20 protein-coding genes are annotated in these 22,031 nt (G+C 65.3%); 9 read left to right on the top strand and 11 right to left on the bottom strand.

The window, feature by feature from the left end:
* Positions 1–105 precede the first annotated feature (105 nt).
* The gene (locus J4030_RS18690; protein ID WP_374222003.1) at positions 106–678 is read left to right on the top strand and encodes a GNAT family N-acetyltransferase; all 573 of its coding nucleotides are present in this window, start codon (positions 106–108) and stop codon (positions 676–678) included.
* A gap of 20 nt (positions 679–698) precedes the next feature.
* On the opposite strand, the gene J4030_RS15615 is transcribed toward J4030_RS18690, so the two are convergent.
* Positions 699–1,205, bottom strand: a complete 507-nt coding sequence (locus J4030_RS15615; RefSeq protein WP_208050156.1) for a GNAT family N-acetyltransferase — start codon at positions 1,203–1,205, stop codon at positions 699–701.
* 130 nt (positions 1,206–1,335) lie between these two features.
* Between J4030_RS15615 and J4030_RS15610 the strand changes: the two genes are divergently transcribed.
* On the top strand, positions 1,336–2,004 hold the full coding sequence (locus tag J4030_RS15610; protein WP_208050155.1) for a class I SAM-dependent methyltransferase: 669 nt from the start codon (positions 1,336–1,338) through the stop codon (positions 2,002–2,004).
* Between the two features lie 8 nt (positions 2,005–2,012).
* Here the strand turns inward: J4030_RS15610 and J4030_RS15605 are convergent, their stop codons facing one another.
* The 6 genes from J4030_RS15605 to J4030_RS18685 form a co-directional block, all read right to left on the bottom strand.
* Positions 2,013–2,600 (bottom strand): NUDIX hydrolase, encoded by a 588-nt coding sequence (locus J4030_RS15605; RefSeq protein WP_208050154.1) that lies wholly within the window; start codon positions 2,598–2,600, stop codon positions 2,013–2,015.
* 753 nt (positions 2,601–3,353) lie between these two features.
* The gene (locus tag J4030_RS15600; RefSeq protein ID WP_208050153.1) at positions 3,354–3,938 is read right to left on the bottom strand and encodes a hypothetical protein; all 585 of its coding nucleotides are present in this window, start codon (positions 3,936–3,938) and stop codon (positions 3,354–3,356) included.
* A 252-nt stretch (positions 3,939–4,190) separates the two neighbouring features.
* A complete protein-coding gene (locus tag J4030_RS15595) occupies positions 4,191–4,754 on the bottom strand; it encodes a phosphoribosyltransferase family protein (protein ID WP_307864729.1) in 564 nt (187 codons plus the stop codon).
* A gap of 77 nt (positions 4,755–4,831) precedes the next feature.
* Positions 4,832–5,161, bottom strand: a complete 330-nt coding sequence (locus J4030_RS15590) for a VOC family protein (protein WP_208050152.1) — start codon at positions 5,159–5,161, stop codon at positions 4,832–4,834.
* 344 nt (positions 5,162–5,505) lie between these two features.
* Complete coding sequence (locus J4030_RS15585; protein WP_374222005.1) at positions 5,506–6,183, bottom strand: 2-phosphosulfolactate phosphatase; 678 nt, start codon at positions 6,181–6,183, stop codon at positions 5,506–5,508.
* 140 nt (positions 6,184–6,323) lie between these two features.
* A complete protein-coding gene (locus J4030_RS18685; RefSeq protein ID WP_374222004.1) occupies positions 6,324–6,641 on the bottom strand; it encodes a DUF2750 domain-containing protein in 318 nt (105 codons plus the stop codon).
* A 487-nt stretch (positions 6,642–7,128) separates the two neighbouring features.
* On the opposite strand from J4030_RS18685, the gene J4030_RS15575 reads away from it, so the two are divergent.
* A complete protein-coding gene (locus J4030_RS15575) occupies positions 7,129–7,497 on the top strand; it encodes an ArsR family transcriptional regulator (protein ID WP_208050149.1) in 369 nt (122 codons plus the stop codon).
* A gap of 354 nt (positions 7,498–7,851) precedes the next feature.
* Here J4030_RS15575 and J4030_RS15570 read toward each other — a convergent pair whose 3' ends face one another.
* Entirely contained in the window at positions 7,852–9,318 is a 1,467-nt protein-coding gene (locus tag J4030_RS15570) for a hypothetical protein (RefSeq protein ID WP_208050148.1), read from the bottom strand.
* Positions 9,319–9,882: 564 nt separating this feature from the next.
* On the opposite strand from J4030_RS15570, the gene J4030_RS15565 reads away from it, so the two are divergent.
* A complete protein-coding gene (locus J4030_RS15565; protein WP_208050147.1) occupies positions 9,883–10,713 on the top strand; it encodes a hypothetical protein in 831 nt (276 codons plus the stop codon).
* 181 nt (positions 10,714–10,894) lie between these two features.
* Here the strand turns inward: J4030_RS15565 and J4030_RS15560 are convergent, their stop codons facing one another.
* Positions 10,895–11,122 (bottom strand): hypothetical protein, encoded by a 228-nt coding sequence (locus tag J4030_RS15560; RefSeq protein WP_208050146.1) that lies wholly within the window; start codon positions 11,120–11,122, stop codon positions 10,895–10,897.
* Between the two features lie 304 nt (positions 11,123–11,426).
* On the opposite strand from J4030_RS15560, the gene mobF reads away from it, so the two are divergent.
* Genes mobF through J4030_RS15540 form a run of 4 tightly spaced genes read left to right on the top strand, consistent with a single transcriptional unit; the run spans position 11,427 to position 18,805 of the window.
* On the top strand, positions 11,427–17,273 hold the full coding sequence (mobF, locus tag J4030_RS15555) for a MobF family relaxase (protein ID WP_243763444.1): 5,847 nt from the start codon (positions 11,427–11,429) through the stop codon (positions 17,271–17,273).
* Between the two features lie 16 nt (positions 17,274–17,289).
* Positions 17,290–17,661 (top strand): helix-turn-helix transcriptional regulator, encoded by a 372-nt coding sequence (locus J4030_RS15550; RefSeq protein ID WP_243763443.1) that lies wholly within the window; start codon positions 17,290–17,292, stop codon positions 17,659–17,661.
* Positions 17,658–18,173 (top strand): hypothetical protein, encoded by a 516-nt coding sequence (locus tag J4030_RS15545; protein WP_208050144.1) that lies wholly within the window; start codon positions 17,658–17,660, stop codon positions 18,171–18,173. The genes J4030_RS15550 and J4030_RS15545 overlap by 4 nt, the downstream gene beginning before the upstream one ends.
* Positions 18,146–18,805: a M48 family metalloprotease gene (locus J4030_RS15540; RefSeq protein WP_208050143.1), complete on the top strand. Its 660-nt coding sequence runs from the start codon at positions 18,146–18,148 to the stop codon at positions 18,803–18,805. Before J4030_RS15545 ends, J4030_RS15540 begins: the two co-directional genes overlap by 28 nt.
* 77 nt (positions 18,806–18,882) lie before the next feature.
* Here J4030_RS15540 and J4030_RS15535 read toward each other — a convergent pair whose 3' ends face one another.
* Positions 18,883–19,242, bottom strand: a complete 360-nt coding sequence (locus tag J4030_RS15535; RefSeq protein ID WP_208050142.1) for a hypothetical protein — start codon at positions 19,240–19,242, stop codon at positions 18,883–18,885.
* Between the two features lie 278 nt (positions 19,243–19,520).
* Here J4030_RS15535 and J4030_RS15530 point away from each other — a divergent pair, with 278 nt between their 5' ends.
* Complete coding sequence (locus J4030_RS15530) at positions 19,521–20,564, top strand: site-specific integrase (protein WP_208050141.1); 1,044 nt, start codon at positions 19,521–19,523, stop codon at positions 20,562–20,564.
* 571 nt (positions 20,565–21,135) lie between these two features.
* Here the strand turns inward: J4030_RS15530 and J4030_RS15525 are convergent.
* A complete protein-coding gene (locus J4030_RS15525) occupies positions 21,136–22,029 on the bottom strand; it encodes an N-acetylmuramic acid 6-phosphate etherase (protein ID WP_208050140.1) in 894 nt (297 codons plus the stop codon).
* Positions 22,030–22,031: the final 2 nt, after the last annotated feature.

Raw genomic sequence — 22,031 nt, 5'->3', positions numbered from 1 at the left:
GCGTGCCACAACCGGATCGCCGACCGGTGACGGTTCGGCTTACGACGCGTGCCTGGGTAAGTGGTGATGAGCGCCGTGGCTTGATCGACGTGGGAATCTCGGCGTATGAACCCTGAGCGGATGCGGGATGACCTAGTGGTGGAGCAGACGGCGATTGTGTCTCAGATGCCACCAGCCGCTGAGGTTGAGGACCTGTATGCGAGGGCGTCCGCGGTGGCCCCATTGAGTGAATCCCCGCACGTTGCAGGGTTATTCGCCGGCCTGTACCAACATGCACGTGACCTTCCCGGCGCGGTGGCCATGACCGCACGACGCGAGGAGGCACTGGTTGGCTTCGCGTACGGACACCCGTGGAGCTGGGAAACAGCCACCGACTCATGGTCGGAGAAACTGGCGGACCGGCTCGGCGGAAATGCCGCGGCCCTGGAGGACTCCATGGTTGTTGAGTTACTCGCCGTCGCGCCATCAGAGGCACGCAACGGACTCGGAACACGGTTGCTGCAGGGCGTCATGTCCGGCAGTGATCGCCCTACCTGTTGGTTGGTCACCACGGACCTGGACACCCCGGCCCGCCGGCTGTACCAACGGTGTGGATGGACCTCCCTTGGCCACGGACCAGATGCACCTAACGGATCGCCAAGCCTCGTGATGATCCACCACCGTGGCGACTTGCCCTGACTGCCCGCTGGCCGATCGGGCTACGGAACCGCTGAGAGGTCGGCGCCGAAGATGAGGGCCTCCGCACCGCTCTTGACGATTTGGCGTTCCAAGCGGAGCCCGATCTTCTGAGCGACCCGCTGAGAGGGTCGGTTGTCCGGTCGGATGATCGCCACTAGATGAGGGATGCCGGCATCCCGGGCGGTGTCGCGTACGGCGCCGGCTGCCTCCGTGGCGAGGCCACGGCCCTGCCACGCAGTGCTCACGTGGTAACCGACCTCAACCAAGCCCTCGCCTGCGACCTTTTGGATCGTCAGACCGCAGTCTCCGACGAATGTTCCGTCGGTGAGCTCGATGATCCACAGTCCGAAGCCGTGCTCGGCGTAGTTTCGTTCATTCCACGCGATCCAGTCCTTGGCCTCCTGCCGAGACTTTGGAGCTGGGTAATGGCGCATGACCTCAGGGTCGGACAGCAGCGCGGCCATCTCGTCGAGGTCCTGCTGGGTCATCTCCCTGAACCGCAGCCGCGGCGTCGAGGTAGGAAGCACTCCGACAACGTACGCAACACCAGCCGATCGGGAATGCCCGCCGCAAGGCGATGGCTGGTCGGGGCTGATGGTTGCCGCATTCCGGCAGCAGCGTGCGTCCGTGCGACGGTCCGCAGGGAACACTGTCGGTATGGATCCCGAGACCCTGAGCGGTGAGGTCCGCTCGGCCTACGACGCGGTCGCGTTGGAGTACGCCTCCCGGTTTCCCGGCACCGAGCCCGAGCAGCCGGTGGATCTGGCAATGATCGACCACTTCATTTCCCTGCTGGGTCGCAAGACCGCCGATGTGCTGGATGCTGGATGCGGTCCAGGTCGCATGTCTGCCTACCTCTCCGACCGGGGATGCACAGTCCACGGCGTCGATCTCTCGCCCGGGATGATCGCAATGGCCCAGCGTGACCACCCCGGCCTGGCGACCCAGGTTGCCTCAATCGCGAATCTGCCATTTGCCGATGCCACGTTCGATGGCCTCTTGTACTGGTACTCGATCATCCACGTTCCCGACCCAGAACTACCAGAGGTGTTCGAGCAGGCTCGCCGCGTCCTTCGACCTGGCGGGGTCATGCTGGTGGCCTTCCAGGCGGGCAACGGGGTGTCAGATGTTGGTGCCGCTTACCGCAGGCTTGGTTACGCCGTCACGCTCACGCGGTTCGATCGCACCGCAGAGCACGTCTCCGGACGACTGGCCCTGGCCGGCTTCACCGAGGAAGCGCGCCTCGTACGCCGGCCCGTCGGCGAAAAGAACGATCAAGCATTTCTCATCGTCCGAACGAGCCCAGCCCCACCACGCGTTCGGTAGCCGATCGCTCAGTTGACAGTCGCCGTGCTGAGCTTCAGGGCGCTGATGGCGCGAAGGAGGTGCGGCTCCAGTCGGTCGGGCGCCGCGGCGTGTAGCTCGTTGATGGTCCACCAGCGCACTGACTTGAACTCACGCTCATCTGGGTACAGGGCTTGACCTTGGTGGCCCTCAAGGGCGAACCACAAGCTGACATCGGTATGACCAGTCGTGGGGTCCCCGACGGTGTCGGTGACAGTCAGGAAGAACGGGGTGGCACCGGTCTCGACGTCAAACCGGGCCTTGATACCGAGCTCCTCGGCGACCTCGCGGCGTACGGTATCAACCGGGTTCTCCTCTGGTTCGACGTGACCGCCTGTGGGCAGCCACAAGCCGGACAGGCGGTGATCACACAGCAACACGGTGTTGGTCGCGCGGTCGACCAACAGGAAGTACGACACCAGGTGCGGGGATGGCGTAGCCGGCTTCACTCGGCGATAGACGTCCTGTGTTCTGCGCAACCAGTCCAGCGCGGCCGCCTGATGCGCACCCGTCAGATCGTCGCCCGGCTCGATCCCCGCGACGAGCGAACGGACCTGCTGAACCGGGTCGGGTGCCATATATCGGATCATTTCAGCGATCAAAGACATGGCACGCAAGAGCCATCCGAGCAGCCAACGCCGTATCCGGATCGGCTTCCGGGCGGCCGGCGAGTGGGTGTCCCATATGGAACACCAATCCGGACGGGTGGGCTCCTGACGCCTCCGGCCACGCTCCGCGCTCGTTTCGTCGCCGGCGATGGTTCCCCGTGCGGCACCAGTCCGGCCTTCGAACCCGTGCGCCGCGGTAGCTTCCTCAGGTCTCGGTGGGATACCCCGTGTCAGGGTCCATGTTCCCCAGGAAGCTGCGGATTACTCTGTAGTGGCCGTCCTCGGAGCGGGGCCAATTTTCGTGGTCGGACGGGCTGGATGTGAAGCCATAAGGCCAGCGGGCACCCGTGAGCCAGTCGTAGCTGTAAGTCGGCCGGGTCCCTGGAAGCCGTCGCACTCGAAACTGCTCACCGTCAACCGCGAGCACTACATCAAGCCCTCGATCATCTTCTCCGCGCACGTTGTCGAGTTCAGCACACTCGAACACGAAATCGAGATGGTCCACCGGCGATCGGTCTACGGACGGGAGGCGAGTCGGATGTCCCGGATAGGACACCGGTCCGGACAGATCGTGTTGGGCCCCGCAACGACCCCTAGCGCGTGTTGCGCCGCCGGCGATGGTTCGAGACCTGCGGGACGCACGATGCCCTGACCTGTCGAAGTCGACGTGACATGCATGGATTGTTCCGACGCTGCGATGGCGGACTAGTCTGCGCGCGTCGTTTAGCTAGAATTACCCCTTGCAGCATCAAGATCGCCCCTCAGGGCACTCTCCATGTCGGGAACCCCGAACCAAGCACCACTGGGCATGAGGTGAGCAAGTGCCATCTGAAACGAAACCACGCGCGTTGCAGCCTCGATCTGCTGCTCGTGAGCGCGTGCGACGTACTGCAAATCTTTCGTGCCCGCCTCAATCACGCGGTTCAATGCGCCAGATCGCGACTGTCCCGCGGTCACCCATCTACCCGGAACGGGGGTTCCAGTTGATTCGTCGTATGCCGTCATCCACATGTCGTGAACCACGCGGTTTCGGCTGGCATTCGCCTCGCTTGCCGCTGTCAGAACAGCGAGGCCAATAGCAGCATGCTCTTCCTCAAGACCAACCTTTTTGACCATTAACCGACAGTCGCTAATCAGCGCGGCCGTTTTCTTGCCAGCCGAAAGGTAAACGCTTGCTCCACGACCTCCAAGCTCTCGGTGCAAGAAGTTCAACATGATGTCGAGAGTTGCGTGGGACATAGCAACCCGTCCGATGAGGAGACTCAGCGCGTCTCTATCGTTAAGCCCCTCGGGCAGGTCCAATTCCATTATGAATCTCCTCGGGCGGCCCGTGAAGGCTGCGGTTCTACTGAGACCAGTTGGTCGAGGGGTCGAAGACTAGACGTTCATCGTCACGCTTCGCGTGACGATCGGCTCCCGGACGGCACCGAGTTGGGTGTCCCGTGTAGGACACCGATCCAGACAGGTCCTCCCGTGGCTCCGGTGAGGGCGGCTGAGGCGCGTTTTCTCCCCGGCCACGGTTCGGTATGCGGGATTACCCAATAGATTCTTTCCTTCTATTTACCGGCGCCGAAGATCGCGAAGATGAAGGAGTGACCTGAGCATCAGCAATCGCCGATCGGCGGAGTTCTCTAGTCCGTCCACGATGACTGCAGCACCGACCCACGATGCGCCGGCATCGCCCGCCAGCTGCTGGCAGGCCATCGCTTGAGCTCCCGTGGCGGCCCAGTCGTCGACAAATAGCACCCGGTCGCCGGTCCGAAGAACAGAGCGACGAACTGCCATCTCTAGATGACGATCCCGGTAGTCAGGCGGTGTGCGGCGCCGTAGCCACACCTCATCATCTGAGGCCCGCTCCGCCCCCTTTCTGACTTCTGCAAAGCCAATACCCAGATGCGTAGCTACTAGCGGCCCCAGCAGCGATCCCCGCGACTCTGGACTCATGACGACAGTGGGTGGCTCATCGGAGAACAACGCAGCCAGCGAGCTCCCGAGTTCGCCGAGAATGGTGGGCTCGCGCCACCACGCGCTGTCATCCGCGTAGTAGATCCGGTGCTCGGGCCAGACAGGCGGATCAGAGCGCCAGTGAAATGCCGAGATCAACCCGGCCCGTACGTCTTGCACTTGCGACAGTCTGACAGTCCCGCAGAGTCACCGGGCGCCGATCGCCTACCGGACCAGGTCAAGCTTGGGGATCAGCTCTAGGCGCTGGTGTTGATCACGCAGAACAGGGTGCCGTCAGGATCAGCTAACACGATGAAGTCAGCGTTCTTGGGGTAGTTCCAGTCAACTCGTGTGGCTCCCAACCGCAGCAGTCGCTGTGTCTCGGCGAGTTGATCGGCTTCATCGACAGCCCATAGATCGATGTGGGTGCGATCTTCGCTGTCTAGGTGGAGGTGTGGCGCACGACTGTCGGTCGGCACGAGGAAGTCGGGGTTGATGTCCGGTTGATAACTCAGAGCCTGGCTCCAAAAGGCTGCCGCTCTGCTGGTGTTGGACACGTTAAGCACGATTGCTCCGATGCGAACCATCTGAAAAACATATTGCCGCTTGCGCGGGCTAGCCACAACTTCCCCCGTCGTCGAAACATTGCACCCGGATGAGGATCGTCTACCGTTCGTGATCCTGCTTACGGGAGGCCTAACTGATCAGAGTGCTGGCCATCGACCGGCTCGGGACGGATGATCAGCCGTAGCATCTAAATCCTTCTAGGCCGTGCGCGACGTCGTTAACGCTGAGGACCGGACCATCCACCGCGTGCGGGGAAACATGACCAATCGGCGACCGGGACGGGGACTTTAACTGGTGTTGGTTCTGTTCTCCTTGCCGGTCAGGGTGGCAGGCGGATAGTGATACGCGCTGGTGTCGAGGTGGCTCAGATGCTAAAGGCCGACGCGCGAAGGAGCGGGACGCCAGTGGCGGTATCAAGCCTCGCGGCGACGTCGACGTCTTCCTCGAAGCCACGCGCTACCAATTCACGTCCACTGACGCAGTTTTTGAGGGCGTTGCCCAGGTCCGGTGTGGCCTCGTAAAGATGGGCAGCGGCGAGAGTCTCGGGACTACACATGGGGACAAATCCGGCGGAGACGAGGTGGGAGGCAATGGCACCAACCCCGAGGTGATCCTCCAGGGCCGGTCTCAGTGAGTCATCCACGCTCCACCGCTCACCCGCAGCGATGAGAGCGACCGAACGGCCAGCGTTCAACTGAGCCACTGCCCAGACGCCGGCTGCACGTGCGTTGCGCAAACAACCGATCGCGACCGTTGAGCCAGTGCTGTTGAGTGCCGCAGCGATCGTTGATCCATTGGGCGAGGGAAGCACGAGCCTGGGGACGGGGTCGGACCTCAGGAGTCCAGATGGCGAAAGCGATGGTGCATCGCCCGCTGCGGTCTGCGTCGCCTCCAGGCGCCCGACCGCGAGCACCGCTTCGTGTTCTGCTGCGAAAGCCGTTGCGCGGTGATCGTTCCAGCGATACGGATACACCCTCGTGCCGCGTTCTGTTGCGACCGATACCGACGTAGAAAAACTGAGTACGTCAACCACCAAATTCACGTCAGCTGCGCAAGCCCGCGCGCCGGCTGGTCCCCAGTCCAGTCGCACACGGAAAGCGCTCTGGCCGAAGGAGTACACGATCGACAACCTAGAGCCCTGGTACCTATCTGTTCGCCACCGCGGTGACCGCAAGCGGATGGCTATCGGGGCAGTCGATCCAGGACATCTATTGGTGTCAGGTCAAATCCGGCCACTCGTGTGCCGGACCAATTGAGACCGACGAGAAGCCCATGGCGAGATGCGCCTGGCAACCATCGGTGTTCGAACTCAGATCTAGGGATCTCCCGTGTTCGAAAGCCGTCATACTCTGGCGCGCGGTTGATGATGCGCTCGGCCCTGGACTGCAGGGACCAAAACGGCATTGCTCGGTGTCCGTCTGTCCCGCGAGGTGCGGGCACACCGTCGTCATCCTCGATGGTCCAGACAGAGCCGTCGGCGCCAATCTCGCGAAAGAACATCGCCATCTGTGCCGCACTCGTGCTCACGAGGAACAACGTAACGCCGAGTAACCGCGCTGATCGTGATGAGTTGCGAGAGCGCCAGTGAATGGCCAAGCTCGGCGAGAACCCCAGTCCTTGCTTCGCAAGGGGAACCACGCACGGCGCACCCCGAAGATGTCAACCCATGCCAGATGGGAGCTGGCACGGACCGTCCCAGACGACCCGTGCCGTGAACAATTCCGGTGAAGGGACGTTAACCGACACAGTCTGACCGGGACCTCGGACCTTTAGATGTTTCACGTCTAGAAACGGACGTGGCTTCATTCGGAGGAGGTTCCAGTCCCGCTCCGCGGCGGGAGGCGGTCCCACGTCATCGGCGATGAGCGTAGGAGCCATGACCGCTCGATCCATGTGCCGGGCGGTGCATAGAGGCCTTTCGCGCCCCGGCCAGTGAGAACTGTGTGAAGCGGCTCGTTGATGCCACATGCGCCGTTACCGTCCGAGCATGGACTCCCGAGGACGAGGCAGGCCACCCGTCGAACACTTCCCCACCGACCCGACCGGCGCCGAGTGGCCCGACCACCGGGTGCGCGACTGGATGCCTATCGAAGACTCCCTCACTCTCAGCAGGAAGTTCGCAGTGCTCGCCACTGCGGGCCGCCTCTACGTTCTCGGCATCGTCCAACGACAGGGACCACTCACACTGCTCCAGTTGTGCGAGCTAGCGCAGATGAGCGTCCCCTCCACCCGTCGTTCACTGCACGACCTTCGTCGCATCGGCCTTGTCGAGCAGCTCGGGCGACCCGGGAAACATCGCCGCAGCTGGGCTGTAGTCCCGGGGGCCACCGAGCGACTCAGCGACTACTTGCGCTAACGAGGACGTCTCAACGCAGGTGCTGCCATCGGACAGTTCCGGGGAGCCGCCATTTCGGTGACACCCGAGCGACGAGAGTCCCTCGCCCCTCACCGACGGCCTCCCCCGGTTATGAGCGCCGGACAAACCGCCTGGGCCAATCGTGCGACAGTCAACCTGCGCAAGCCCTTCAACCATGTGACATAGCGACATGCAATTGTCGTATGTCTCATCGAGGCAGGTCGTGCGGCGGAATGTCGACAATTCTGAGGCTGCCCGAGCTGTTCCGAAGCCCTGCGGTCCCACCCGTCTCCGCACGTACGCGAGCCGCCAACCGGGTCATCTCGCGGGTCGAAGATTCAGCGGGAGACGCGGTCAGCGAGGCGGATTCGCCGGCCGGCCATGCTCCGCCAGGATGGCTCTCCGGTCTTTCTGCCCGGGTCCGCATCGGGAGCACTCTTGGCTCTCGTTGAGTGGCTGACGCAACACTTGAGCGAGCGCGCCGCTCGCCGACATTGCAGCCTCGCTTGCGTCGACCAACCGCGTGGCCTCCGCAATGAGAGTCCGTCGAACCACAGCGGGGATAGCAACCGCCCGGTTGCCATGCATTTCGCGAGGTGGGACTAGCGCTGCTTCGTCGTCAACGGGTAGGTCGGCATGACCGCCAGGCGCGCCGTCATCGGGACGTATCCACGCCGCAATCGTTCGGGCCGATCCGACGAGGTCTCGCTCATCGGTGATGTCTCGGTAGATACACGCCACCTCAGCTCCAGCGATCATTGATTGCCTCACTGTGGCGGCGGCGGCACCCAGGTCCACCCGTCCAGCCACCACCTGGGGGGCCGCCCACCGCGTCCGATCGAACGCAATCTCATGCAGTGCGGCTCGAAGCTCATTCGCGGACTGGACAAGAGCGGGGTCGGCACGTTCGCCCCTGCTGCTCAACGCGCCCCAGCGGTTCGCTGCTCGGACCCACATCTGCTGATTGACGTCCAAAGCCGTCGCGATGCGGTGCTCGTAAGCATCGTCATCAACCTGTCCTGCGGATGCGGCCGCCGCCAGGATCGCGGTGCTTGCAGTCGCAATCATGCCCTGAGTCGCAGTGACCAGATGCAGGTTTGGCGCTCTGGGCGTTGCCGCCAGCGTCCGATGAACCTGGGTGTCCCATCTCGTCAAAGCTAAGTTCAGCCGACCCATCCCCGCAGGTGGCGTGTAGTGCTCCCCGTCCACGGCCCGGCTGAAGCGACGGCCCACATACTCACCGGCAAGCTGCTCAAGGGCACCGATGCGCGTAGCGGCATCCCGGCCGCGCGGGATCGCCCTTAGGTCTCGCGCAGAGGCGTGGCGGCCGGCGTTCACGCGGCAGTCCTCAACGTGCTGGTGGACTGCGACTCCGACGGCGTGGGCGCTGACATACAGCGTGTGCATCACCCGCATCCTCGCCGCATGAAGATCGTCAAGCACGTCCTCCCTGTCCGGAACGATCCGCCTGCCCGGCCCTGCCGCCAACCGGCCGGCCCGGTGGAACGCGTCCGCAATTTTGAGAAGTCGTTCGTCGGGCGGTCCGTCGCCTGGCCAGCCACTGCGCAACTGCGATCTGTGTTGGGCCCTACCCATTGCCTCCAGACGCTGCATCGTGGCTGCCTCGGCCGGGTTGGGAGACAAGACTGCGGGGAGCTTGGACCACAGCTCGGCGGCTGTCTGCACCACTTCGCCCCATGTGCGCAGCATCGCGGGTGCATCGTCACCGACGACGTCGAGCAGCAGTTCCCGCGCCCGGAAGTCGGCGTCCCACAGCAGCTCACCAATGGAACGCTGATCCGTTGTCGTTTCCGCACTCACGAGCGGGTCCCGTCCGGGAGATGGGTGAGGGTGGCCAATACCCGTTCAAGATCAGTGCGTTCGGCACCAGCCGGCACCGTCCGGGACAACCGCTTTGCAGCACGCAACAACTCGAGCGGGTCGGCCTGAACGGGCCTTGGCCAGTAAGGATCTAGTTCCGGCGGGACGAGAAGCGCGACCTCGGCTGCGGCGATATGCACGGCGAGGCTCAGCACATGGAGGGCCGATCGGGGTCCCTCGGCACTCGCCTGCCGAGAACTCTGCGCCGCGGCGCAATGCAACATTCGCGCGATCGCCGCGACAGCCTCCTGCACGTCGCGCGGCGCAGACGGGTCGTCTCTCACGGCGCATCCCCTCCCACACACATTTCAAACACTCCGGTCGGCCGCTCGCGTTCTCACCCAGCCGTCGCCCGCGATGTGCTGCCTGTGGATGAGTTCGGTGTGCCGTCCGGGTCACGGGTCAAACTTGGCGTTTCAAGCCCTAAGGGGAACGGCACGCGCTGACGGAACCGGATCGTTGGATTGGGGTAGGCCCATGAGTGGCTGGGTGAGGAGGGTTGGCGTGGTGCGGGCTCACCACAGCTGGTATCGGGTGCTCAGCACCGGCGTGGGCGGACTGGTGAGCACGGTCGCGGTCAGCGTCGTGTGCGCGCTCGCGCAACGTGCGGTCGCCGCCGGTTTGGTCGTTTCGGAACTCTCGCTCCTCGGCATTCTCGCCTCGGGACGCGGCGAAACGGCCGCGGTGCGATTCGTAGGCCGGGCCCGGCCACTGCGCGGTTGCGAATCGGCCTCACTTCGGTCCGCGGTGGCGGTGCTGAAGGAGTTCGACCTCCTCGATCCCAACATCCGGCTCACCGTGCGAGCTCGGCACGACATTCTCTGGGCGGACGCGGTTGGCCGTCGCACGATCGTCATGTCACTGGGTCTGGTCGAAGCAATCACTACTGGTCGAGCCCGGCCTGACGAAGTGGCCGCAGTGCTAGCGCACGCGATCGGTCGTATCCGACTGGGTCAGACGCGGCACGACCTTGCTGTCAGGTTCTGGCTACTACCGTGGAGAGCGTTTCAGCTAGTGAGTGGAAGCGTGGGCAGAGTGATCGTCACTTGGTTCCCACCGGTCAAGCTCGCGTGGCGTGTGCGGTCCATCGTCGGCGTCGTGGCGCTCACGCAGAGCATGAGTCAGGGCCGTGCCATGGTCGGCTGCCTCAGTGCCGTTGTCGTCGGCCTGTCCTATCTCGTCCCGTGGTCCGCACATCACGCTGAGCTGTCAGCCCAAGACGCAGCAGACACCTACGTGGCAGCTGTTGGTCTAGGAGATGCCTTGTCGCGGTTCCTGGGACAGGGCCGCCGGACGACTCGAGTCCTCCCACGCGGGCATCGGCTGCGCGCCTAACCTCGGCCCGCCCATCCGTGTGTATTCGCATGGAGAGAGCTGGCGTCAAGACGGACCCTTCCAGATGGTTCAGCAGCGCGGTCCACGGGGTCGGCGTGTGGCGTGCTCGCCACCTCAGCACCGCACCTCGATGTGGTCTGGCGCTGGTAGTCGCGTCACCCCCGTGTACGCCATTCAGTAGCTAAGGCCCTTCGAGGTCTGCCGGATTCGTCGCCTCGGCTGCACGCCGCAGCCGAGCAACCTCACGCGCATTCACCTCATCGCCGCACCATCGAGCCGCCTCGTGTGCCGTGAGTCGCCCGGTGTCGATCATCTCGGTGAGCGCCCTGCCGGCCCGCCGGTCGGCGTCGAGCACCACGGCATCCCGCTCGCGAATCGCAACCAACACTTGCACCGCAAGATCCTTCAACCTGCGCTCCCGCCGAGCACGTTCAGCACGCTGCTTCGTCTGAGCCTCTAACGCTGCCCGCCGAGCCGCCTGCCTGATGTCCCGGTTACTCACCGAAGCGTCCCCTTCTCGTCTCGGACCGTCGCTCATCCCGAAGGCAGGGCAGCTCCGACCAGCGGTCACCTCGCTATGCACCAATCACGCTGCCCGTACCCCCTTTCGAAATCCGACAGCCGAAGCACCACACACCTCTTGCATCCCCGGTCGCTACTTCGCGATGACCGCCCGCTCGGACGGTCATCGCCGCCTTCAGACGGGGGTGACGATGAGCATCCACAAGCTCACGGCCGGGTCGGGGTATGACTACCTGACCCGTCAGGTCGCCGCCCTGGACGCGACCGAGAAAGGGCATACAGCCCTGGCGTCGTACTACACCGAGAAAGGTGAGGTGCCCGGTGTCTGGGTCGGCTCCGGGCTGGCCGACATCGACGGGGTGTCGCCCGGTGATGCGGTCACCGCCGACCAGATGCAGGCCCTGTTCGGGTCGGGGCACCACCCCCTAGCCCACGCCCGGCGCGAAAACCTCCACGGCCCAGATCTGACCGACCGGGACTACCGAGCGGTAACCCGTCTCGGCACTCCGTACAAGGCCTACGTCAACGATGTCTCGTCTTATCGGGTCGAAGTCGCCGCCCGCCTCGCCGGGCTGAATGAACAGGCCGGCCTCCCCCGGGACTGGCCCGTTCCCGCCGAGGAGAGGGCGGCGGTTCGCACCGACGTCGCGCGAGCGTTCTTCCGAGCCGAGCACGGCCGAGACGCAATTGACGCCCGCGAACTGGTAACCACGATCGCCCAGGGCTCGCGCCCCAAGACGCAGTCCGTCGCGGGGTTCGACCTGACGTTCAGCCCGGTGAAGTCAGTCTCGACCCTGTGGGCGCTTGCCGACCAGGGCACCGCGGCCCGGATCGAACGCGCGCACCAGGCCGCGGTCAACGATGCGCTGACCTTCATCGAGCACCACGCGCTGTACTCCCGGGAGGGCGCGAACGGCGTTCGCCAGGTCGACGTCCAGGGACTGGTCGCCACCGCGTTCGCCCACCGTGACAGCCGCGCCGGGGATCCCGATCTGCATACCCATGTCGCCGTCGCCAACAAGGTGCGCACAACGGACGGCAAGTGGCTGGCAATCGATGGCCGGGTCCTGTTCAAGGCGACCGTGGCTGCATCCGAGACCTACAACACCGCGCTGGAACGGCACCTGCACACCGCCCTCCGACTCCGATTCGAGGAACGGGACAGCGCGGGTCACCGCAAGCGGCCGGTACGTGAGGTCGTGGGTGTCTCGTCAGCTCTCAATCGCTGCTGGTCGGCCCGGCGGGTGAGCATTGAGGAACGGCGAAGCACGCTCGTGACGCAGTTCCAGGGCACGCATGGTCGACCGCCGACCCCGGTCGAAGCCCTTCGCTTGGCCCAGCAAGCCACCTTGGAGACGCGCGAGGGCAAACACGAGCCGCGAGGCCTGGCTGAGCAGCGTCTCGCGTGGCGGCAGCAAGCGCGGGAGGTGCTGGGCGGCGATGCGGGCATCGCATCGATGCTTTCGACGGCGATCGGTCCCCCTCCCCCATCGACGGTCAGCCCAAACGTAAGGGTCGACGTCGGCGCAATGGCCCAGGCGGTCATCACGCAGATGGAGAGCCGGCGGGCCACCTGGCAGGTCTGGCACCTGCGCGCCGAAGCTGAGCGGCAGATCCGCAGCATGGGCGCCTTGCCTCAGCATGCGGCGGACCTCGTTGAGCAACTGGTCGCTGGTGCGCTCGCACTCTCCGTGTCTCTCCGCCGCCCCGAGCACGACGTCGTCGAACCACCGCTGCTGCGTCGTCGGGACGGGTCCAGTGTCTACACCATTGCCGGCGCCGACCTGTTCACCTCGACCAGGGTCACGGAGGCCGAGCAGCGGCTGGTCGCCGCTGCGGGCCGAACCGACGGTGCAGCTGTCGACGACCTGACGGTGGACAGGGCATTGCTGAGCGGTTCCGCGAACGGCATCGTGCTCAACCCCGGGCAGGCATCTCTGGTTCGCGAGGTGGCGACGTCCGGTGCGCGGTTGCAGCTGGCGATCGCGCCCGCCGGCTCCGGCAAGACCACTGCAATGCGGGCGCTGTCAGCCGCGTGGACCGAAGGCGGGGGTCAGGTGATGGGGCTGGCGCCGTCAGCCGCTGCGGCCACCGTCCTGCACGACCAGATCAACACTCGCACCGACACCCTGGCCAAACTCATCCACGAGATCACCGAACGCGACCCGGACGCGCGCGCCTGGCTGGACGTACCGGTTGCCGAGCAGGGCGCGGCCCGGGCCGCCGGCGCCCGATGGGACCCACGGGCCCGCACCTGGTACGCCCCGGCAGGCCCCGATGACGTCATCGAAGGAGCACCACTGCAGCCGTGGCGGGTGAGCGTTACGGACATCGGCCCCAAGACGCTGGTGGTGATTGACGAAGCCGGGATGGCTGACACGCTGACCCTGGATCTCGCGGTCCGGTTCGTCCTTCACCGTGGCGGCAGCGTCCGGCTGATCGGCGACGACCAGCAGCTGGCCGCGATCGGTGCCGGCGGTGTACTGCGCGACATCCAAGCCATCCACGGCGCCTGCCGATTGACCGAGCTCGTCCGGTTCGTTGACCCTGCTGAGGGCGCCGCTTCCCTGTCCCTGCGCGAAGGCCATCCGGAAGCGTTGGGTTTCTACCTGGACCAGCAGCGGGTCCACGTCGGCGACCTGGCAACGATGACACAAAATGTCTTCAACGCCTGGCTGATCGACCGCCTTAACGGCCTGGACTCAATCATGCTGGCACCAACCCGAGAGCTGGCCGGGGAACTCAACGCACGGGCCCGCGCCCACCGACTGGACCGCGCCGGTGTCGGCGCCGAAGAAAGACCGACGCTGCGCCTGGCCGACGGCAACCTGAGCAGTATCGGCGAGCTGATCATCACCCGTTCCAACGACCGGCGACTACGTACTGCGGCGACCGACTGGGTCAAGAACGGGGATAGATGGACCGTCTTGGCCATCGATGACGGGTCGCTGCGGGTGCAGCACACGCGCAGCGGTCGCCTGGTGACCCTGCCTGCCGACTACGTCCGAGAACACGCCGAACTGGGGTACGCCACAACAGTGCACTCGGCCCAGGGGGTCTCGGTCGACACTGCGCACGGCCTTGCCGGCGGGGATGAGTCGCGGCAACAGCTGTACACCATGCTGACCCGCGGCAAGCAGGCCAACCACGTCTACCTGCAAGTCACCGGCAACGGTGACCCGCACACCATGATCCGCCCGGAGCTGACCCACCCGCCGACCCCTACCGAGCTGCTCGAGCAAATCCTGGCCCGCGACGAGGCACCCCGCTCGGCCACCACGACGCTGCGCCATCAAAGCGAACCAACCACCCTGTTGGGACAAGCCGCGCAGCGCTACCTTGACGCCCTGTATTTCGCGGCCGAGCATCAGCTCGGGCCGGACAAGGTCATGGCATTGGGGATCGACGCGGAGCGCGTCGTCCCAGACATCGTCGAACAGGATGCGTGGCCGGCGTTGCGTGCCCACCTTGTCCTGATCAGCGCACACGGCAGCGACCCCATCGCCGCGCTGCAATCCGCGGCACGAGCGCGCGAACTCGACACCGCCGGCGACACCGCAGCAGTGCTGGACTGGCGCCTCGACGACACAGGACTGCGCGGCAACGACCCCGGCCCGTTGCCATGGACGCCGGCTGTGCCCGCCTCCCTCACCAATCACGACACCTGGGGGCCCTACCTCACGCAGCGCGCAGCAAGGGTCACCGACCTGGCCGACACCGTGCGCCGTGCAGCGGTTGCCGGCAGTACCCCGACCTGGGCTTCAATGCTCGGGGGCCGACCCGCGGATGACGTAATCGGCGACATCGCGGTGTGGAGAGCCGCGATGCTGGTCCCCGAGTCCGATCGCACGCCGACGGGTCGCTCCCAACTGCAGAAAGCGCCCGCCGGGTGGCAGCGACAGCTCAAGGAGCGACTCGCAGGTGATCGCACGCCCGCGATGGAGGAATGGGGCGACCAGATCGCGGCGACTTCTCGCGCCGGGGCTCACGACTCGTTCGCCCCAGTGCTGGCCGAACGGCTGGCGGGGGTAGCGCGATCAGGCCTCGATGCCGCAGGACTGCTGCACCGCGCTGCCGCGGCAGGGCCCCTCCCCAGCGACTACGCGACCGCAGCACTGTGGTGGCGCATCCACGCACACCTGTCCCCCGCTGTCGCCGAACAGGTCGACACTGACCGGCAGGTCAGTACCCCGTGGACGTCGCGACTTCCCGAGCTGATCCACCTAGGGCCCGCCCATCAGCTACAACACAGCCCGTGGTGGCCGACCCTGGTCACGGTGGTCGAGCGTGCCCTCCAGCGGGGCTGGCCCATCGAAGAACTCTTCCGCGGCGAGTCCGCGCGAAGGGCCGACCCCCGCGACGACCCCTGCCAGTCGCTTGTATGGCGACTGTCGGTGGCCATGGATCCAGTCCCCGACGACCCCGGCTATGGCGACCCGTACGGAGAGACCAGCGAGAGTCTGTGTGAGAACACCCCTCCAACTGGCAATGCTTTCAACGAGTCTCGCGCGAACACCACCCATCGCGGGGGTCCGCAGGTCAACGACCACCAGCCCCGCAACTGGGCGGTCGAACCCGACAACGAGGACACGGTCGCCCACCGCCTGCTCATGGCAAAGCTGGGCCGAGACGCACTCGGGCCGTTCGAGACATCCGACACCCAGTTGGATCGCGCGATGCAACACGCCGCGCGGTTTGCGAACAGTCCGGTAAGTACGACCCGCATCGCTCAGATCAACGTATTGACGCTCGCCTACTACCGCCAGCAGCTGCGGGGCTCATGGGCGGCGCAGCATCTAACTGATCGATTCGGTACCGACCTTGCAGATGACGACCGATTCCAGCCCGGATTTGCGCCACCGGGGTGGGACCGCCTGATCAATCATCTCCACGACCTCGGGGCTACCGACGAAGAGATGCTGGCCGCCGGTGTCGCGCGGAGGAACGAGTCGTCCGGCCACCTACGCGACCACTTCGCCGATCGACTGGTGCTGCCCATCATCCATCGGCGCGACGGCTGGGCGGGCTACGACACCCAGCGGTTCGGGGGCGCCGATGTCATCCTCGGCTTCGTCGGCAGACGCCACACCGACCTGACCGACGACGACAAGAAGGGGCCGAAGTATCTCAATACCCCCACAAACGCGTTGTTTGCGAAGGGCTCCCAGCTGTACGTCTCAAGCACCGACCTTTACGTCGCCGGTGCGCGGCCGGTGCTCGTCGAAGGACCGTTGGACGCCCTTGCGGTGACCCTCGCGTCCCCCGGCAAGTTGATCGGTGTCGCCCCACTCGGGACCTCCCTGACGGAGGAGCAGGCACAACAACTGGCCGCCCTACGGGAGCACCTCTCCGCTGGCCCATCCCTGGACTCGACCTGCACAACGGCCCCCTTCGACCCATGGCTGATCGTGGCCACCGACAACGACGCCAACATGTCTGGTCAGGTTGCCGCCGAGCGCGACTACTGGATGCTCGCACCGCACGACCTCGACCCCGGCAACGTCACATTCCCACCCGGTCTCGACCCCGCCGACGTCTTCACCCTGCAAGGCCCCGCCGCGCTGCGAGCGGCACTGACCCGGCCGCACGCCCTGGCCGACACACTCCTAGAGGAACGCCTGTCCAACCTGCCACCGGACCTGGCTCGAACCGCTGCAGCACCGGTCATCACAGCGCGACCAGCCCGGTACTGGAACCAGAATGCCGAACGAGTGGGTGCACGCCTCGGACTCAGCAACAGCCTCGTTTCACAGGACCTCATCTCCAGCGCCAAGCGCTGGACTCAAGACCGGCTAGCAGCCGCCAGCACCCAGCTCGCCCAAGTCCACAACCTGCGCGCCCGCACGCAGCAAGCCATAGACCGCCCATCGATGAATTGGTGGGCAGAACCGGCCCATAACGACGGTCCCCGCCTGCCCCAGGAGGCCGACCGGCCAGCACTCGTGCAGCTGCTTGGGCAACGTGACCGCAATGAACGGGACCGCGCTCACCGGACCCATCAGAACCCTGCTCATCACAGATCAAATCCGTCCCGTTGATACGTGATCCGGTGGCATGAGGGGTATGGAGCGGGTGCAGCCGATGGCCACGATCGGGCCCACGACCACGGCGCACGCGCAGCGGTGGGCGGGCAACCTGGTGAAGGCGGCCCGGGCCCGCACGGGGTTGACCCAGCGGGATGTCGCGGCGGCTGCGAGGGTGCCGGCGTCCACGATCGCGCAGATCGAGTCCGGCCGCCGGCAGCCCTCGTTCCCGTTGCTGTTCCGGATCCTGGTCGAAGGCACCGGGCTGGAGCCGCGGACCCGGTTGGAGCCGTTCGATGATCACGACACCGTGCTGGACGCGCTGGTGGTCACCGACCCGGCGGGCACGGCGACGGCACGCGAGGCGCAGCAGCTGTTCGAGCGGGCGGCGGGGCTGGGGTGAGCGCAGAACACTTTGCCCCGCACGAGATCGTGCAGGTGCTGGATCGCCACCGGGTGCAGTACGTCCTGGTCGGCGGGTACGCCGCCGAGCTGCATGGGGCTCAGCGCCCCACGATCGACATCAACCTCACACCCGCTGAGAACCTGACCCGCGTCGTCGCAGTGCTGCGCGAGCTGCAGGCAGGTATTCGCGTCGACGCGTTACCGGAGTCTTTGCCGTTCGAGACCAATGCGGCCGCGCTGGCGGACATGACCGCGCTGAGCCTGCGCACCCCTCACGGCGATGTCGATCTGACGTTTCACCCCTCCGGCACCGAGGGGGTAACCCGAACTGATCCGGGACGCCCCCCGCCAGGTGGGAACCGTCACCGTGCAACAGGCGAGCCTGGCCGACATCATCCGCTCCAAGGAAGCCGTCGGGCGCACAAGGACGCCGAGGCGCCCCACTCCACAGGGCCACCCATTGACCTGATCGGCACCGCGCGGTGTCGCAGAAGGCGATCACGCATTTGACCCCCACTGGTGTTGTGCAGGTGTCGGTATCGCGACGTATCTTCGAATTGTGCTTATCGACGAGCACTTCGGACGAACTGGGAGGTTGGTCATTGGGGGCGGTCACCCGCGCACAGGTTGAGGAAGTCATCACCAAACTCGTGCCCGAGCCCGTGCACGTGCGGTGGGTGCCCGGCAGCGCGAACAGCGGTGCGAACACCGACTGGCGAGGCCGTCATGTCATCAGATTCGGGGATGCGCTGCTGTGCGATGCCGACCAGGCATTCTTCTTCGCCGCGCACGAGGCCGGGCATCTCACTCTGGGTCACACACGGTGGCACACAAAATTGACGAGCCTCCTGCTAATTCTGAGTGGCGCCGCCCTGGTCTTAGGGGCGGTGGGTTTCCTCGCCGCCCACTCCAACCTGACGGCCGGACTCTTAGCTGCCCCGGGCGTACTGCTGGTGGCGCATCTCGTTCTGCGACTTCGCTACCCCCACCGTGAACTGGACGCAGACGACTTCGCGCAAGACCACGGGCACAGCATCATCGGCGTAACCTCAGATGCTGCTCGTGGCTGGCAGCACGAGCTGCTCCTGACACACCCCCGCTGGGACCATCGGCAAGCACACGCCCGGCGCGCGGCGCGGTGAGGTTGGGCGGAGGCCACTGCGAACCCAGCTGGGGATCGAAGCCGCCCCGATACACACCTGCCGCCAGCTGACCACGGTCACTCATCACCGTCTTCTAGTGGAATGAGGACTGAAACGCCAATCTCCAGCTGCCGGAATGCAGCCACGGCCGCCAGGTGCGCCACCCGTTCGTCGTACGCCGCTCGTGTCGCCGGGGCAAAGCCCGGGCCGCGCAGGTCCTTGTCATGGGAATACACGGCTCGTGCTGAGATGAATCGTGCTACTTGAACGTGTTCGACATCGTCTGGGCCCGGAACGTCATCAGCACTAGGCATCCAATGGCCGCTGCCCGACGACGGCACCACGATCACCGAAATTCGGGGCAGATACTCGCGTTCAAGCAACGCCCTCAGGTCACCATCGCGCACACCGCGGGACCGGGCGCCCTTGGCCAACATCCACCCCAACTCGTGAAACGTCTTCTCTGGCATGACGGGCCATGCGGCTCCGGCGGAGATCGCTTGCTTACCGACTTCACGTCGGTAAGCAAGACCCGGCAGGCATCGCCCAGCAGGGCATCGGTGTCCCAGACGAGCACCTCGCTGGTGCGTCATCCGCCAAGCGGGCGGGGGTCGGAGCGGGTCACAACCGGAGAGCGTAGAGACGGGTCCTGACAGGGCATCATCACATGGGATAATGACCGGAATCCCATGTAATAGACGTTAGCGTGGCCACCATGACCGACCATGGCGATCGCACAGACGTGACGCGCCATCGCAGCGAGACCGACGCGGTGCAGCTGCTCGATGAGGTCCCGCTGTCCGAGGCCGAGGCGGAGTACGTCGAGGCGGCGCGGGCAGCGAACACGTTGCGGGGGTACCGCTCGGACTGGACCGAGTTCACCGGCTGGTGCGCCGTCCACGGTGACCTACTGGTGTTGCCGGCGGCCGCGTCGACCATCACTGGGTACCTGTCCGATTTGGCGAAGGCCGGCGCGAAGGTCGGGACGATGAGCCGGCGCCTGTCGGCGATCAAGTTCGTCCACCAGCTGCAGAACCTGCCCGACCCCACCGCCAACGCCCGCGTCGTCGCGGTCTGGGAAGGGATCCGCCGCACCCACGGGGCACCCCCAGACCGGTCCGCACCGCTGATGCCGCCGGAGCTGTTCGACGTCCTCGCCGCCTGCCCCACCACAAAAACGTGGAAGACCAAAGGTCGCGCACCTGAGCCGGACCTGGCCGGTCACCGCGACAAAGCCCTCATCCTGGTCGGATTCGTCGCCGCCCTCCGCCGTAGCGAACTCGCCGCCCTACGCGTCGAGGACATCAATGACCACGCCAACGGGCTGGTGCTGACCCTGACCCGCTCCAAGACCAATCAAACCGGCGAACACACCGAACTGGCCGTCCTGCCCCGCGGCGGCAATCCTGACCGATGCCCCGTAACGGTCCTGCAGCAGTGGCTGGAGCTGGCCGGGGCACTCACCACCGGCCCGGTGTTTCGACCCGTCGGCAAAAGCAACACCGCACTCCCCCGAGCCCTGAACCCCGAATCCATCAACACCCTCATCCAACGAGCGGTCGCCCGCGCCGGCATCGACCCCACGCCCTACAGCGCCCACTCCCTCCGTGCGGGGTTCATCACCTACGCCCACCTGCGCGGAGCCACCGACCGCGCCATCGCCCACCAAACCCGCCACCAATCCCTCGCGACCCTCGGCGGCTACGTCCGCATCCACAACGCATGGACCGACAACGCCGCCACCACCCTCGGGCTATAGGTCACCTCGCCGCACCATTCGGCTCGGGCACCGATTGCCGAGTGCCCGGCGCCCACCCCCGACGTTCGCGGTCCGCTCCTACCACCCGTCTGATCAGGCCAGCTGGCTGCGTTGCCGCGCACTGTCCTTTCTCTCCACGCAGAACTACGACAACGTCAGACCGCGCCGGACGATCCTCACCCAGCCGGCCATCGCCCTGGTCGCCGTCGTCCCAGACGACGGAACAGTGATCGGCGTCCTCGACATCGAATTCCACGGGGGTACTGCAACGATCGACACCATCGCAACCACCCTGACCACCAGAGCATCGGAGTAGCCACCAGCCTGCTTCACAGAGGCTGGCTTCTCTCAGGAACGGAACACGAAGACGCTCGACGTGTGGACCCGCGAGGACCCGCGAGGACATTGCCGCCAACGCCTGGTACCAGCGCAACGTCCTCGAAATGCCGCGCGCGGCGTTTGATCTCACTCTGGCCGATCCGTGCCTTGCCTTCGATCTACGTGACTTTCATACACATGCGTTGGCGCGCCATCGCCCGTAACGCATCCGCCTCGGTGAACTTGTGATAAGTCAGTTTGCTCGTCTGACAACCGCGTCCTCGGCAGAGGTGAGATCCGCGGCGGGGTGCATGTTTGCCCGTAACGCCTCTCCCACGTGCCAGTCGCAGCTCTGAAGAAGCCGGATTGCCGTATCTGCCGGCATGTCCAACAGATCCTCCAAGATCCTGATTGCTCTCTCACGTAGTTTGATATTCGTGGCTCGCATCTCAACCATGTGATTGCTGCGCACCCGACCTGCATGGACCATTGCTGCGGTTGTGATTCGGTTCAAGGCGATTTTTTGGGCCGTGCCGGCTTTCAGCCGTGTCGACCCGGTGAGTAACTCGGAACCCGTGTCGAGGAGAACCTCCGTGGTGCTGACCTGCAGCACCGGGGTGTTGGGGTTGTTTGCGATCCCGCATGTCCAGGCGCCCGCAGCGGTTGCCGCTTGAAGGCCGGCCACCACAAAGGGTGTGCGCCCTGAGGAGGCTATACCGATGACGGTGTCACTGGGTCCGATGTGCATCGCCGCAAGCTTCTCGCGGATCTCATGGGTTGAGTCCTCGGTGCCCGCGATCGCTGCAGGTCCGACCTGAGCCCTGGACGCCACGAAGGCAATGAACTGGCTCGCGGATACGCCGAAGGTGGCAGGAAGTTCACTGACTTCTTGGATGACCAGCAGCCCCGGCGTGCCAGCTCCGAGGAACACGGTCCGTCCGCCGTGCAGATAACTGTGGGCTACCGCCAGGGCGACCCGTGCAAGCGCATCGTGGGCATGTATGAGTGCTTCCAGGACAACGTGCTCTTCGGATTCCATCAATGCGATAACGTCCCCGACACCCATCTGGCCCAACGTGGTGCTTGAGGGGTGACGCTGTTCGGTGCGCGCCAGCTGCGCTGCGCTCGAGTTGGCTTCTTGGTTCACAA

Origin of the sequence: Allobranchiibius sp. CTAmp26 (assembly GCF_017565405.1) — a bacterium.
Lineage (GTDB): Bacteria > Actinomycetota > Actinomycetes > Actinomycetales > Dermatophilaceae > Allobranchiibius.
The sequence above is the reverse complement of the archived record's forward strand: the minus strand, read 5'-3'. Positions and strand labels throughout refer to the sequence as shown.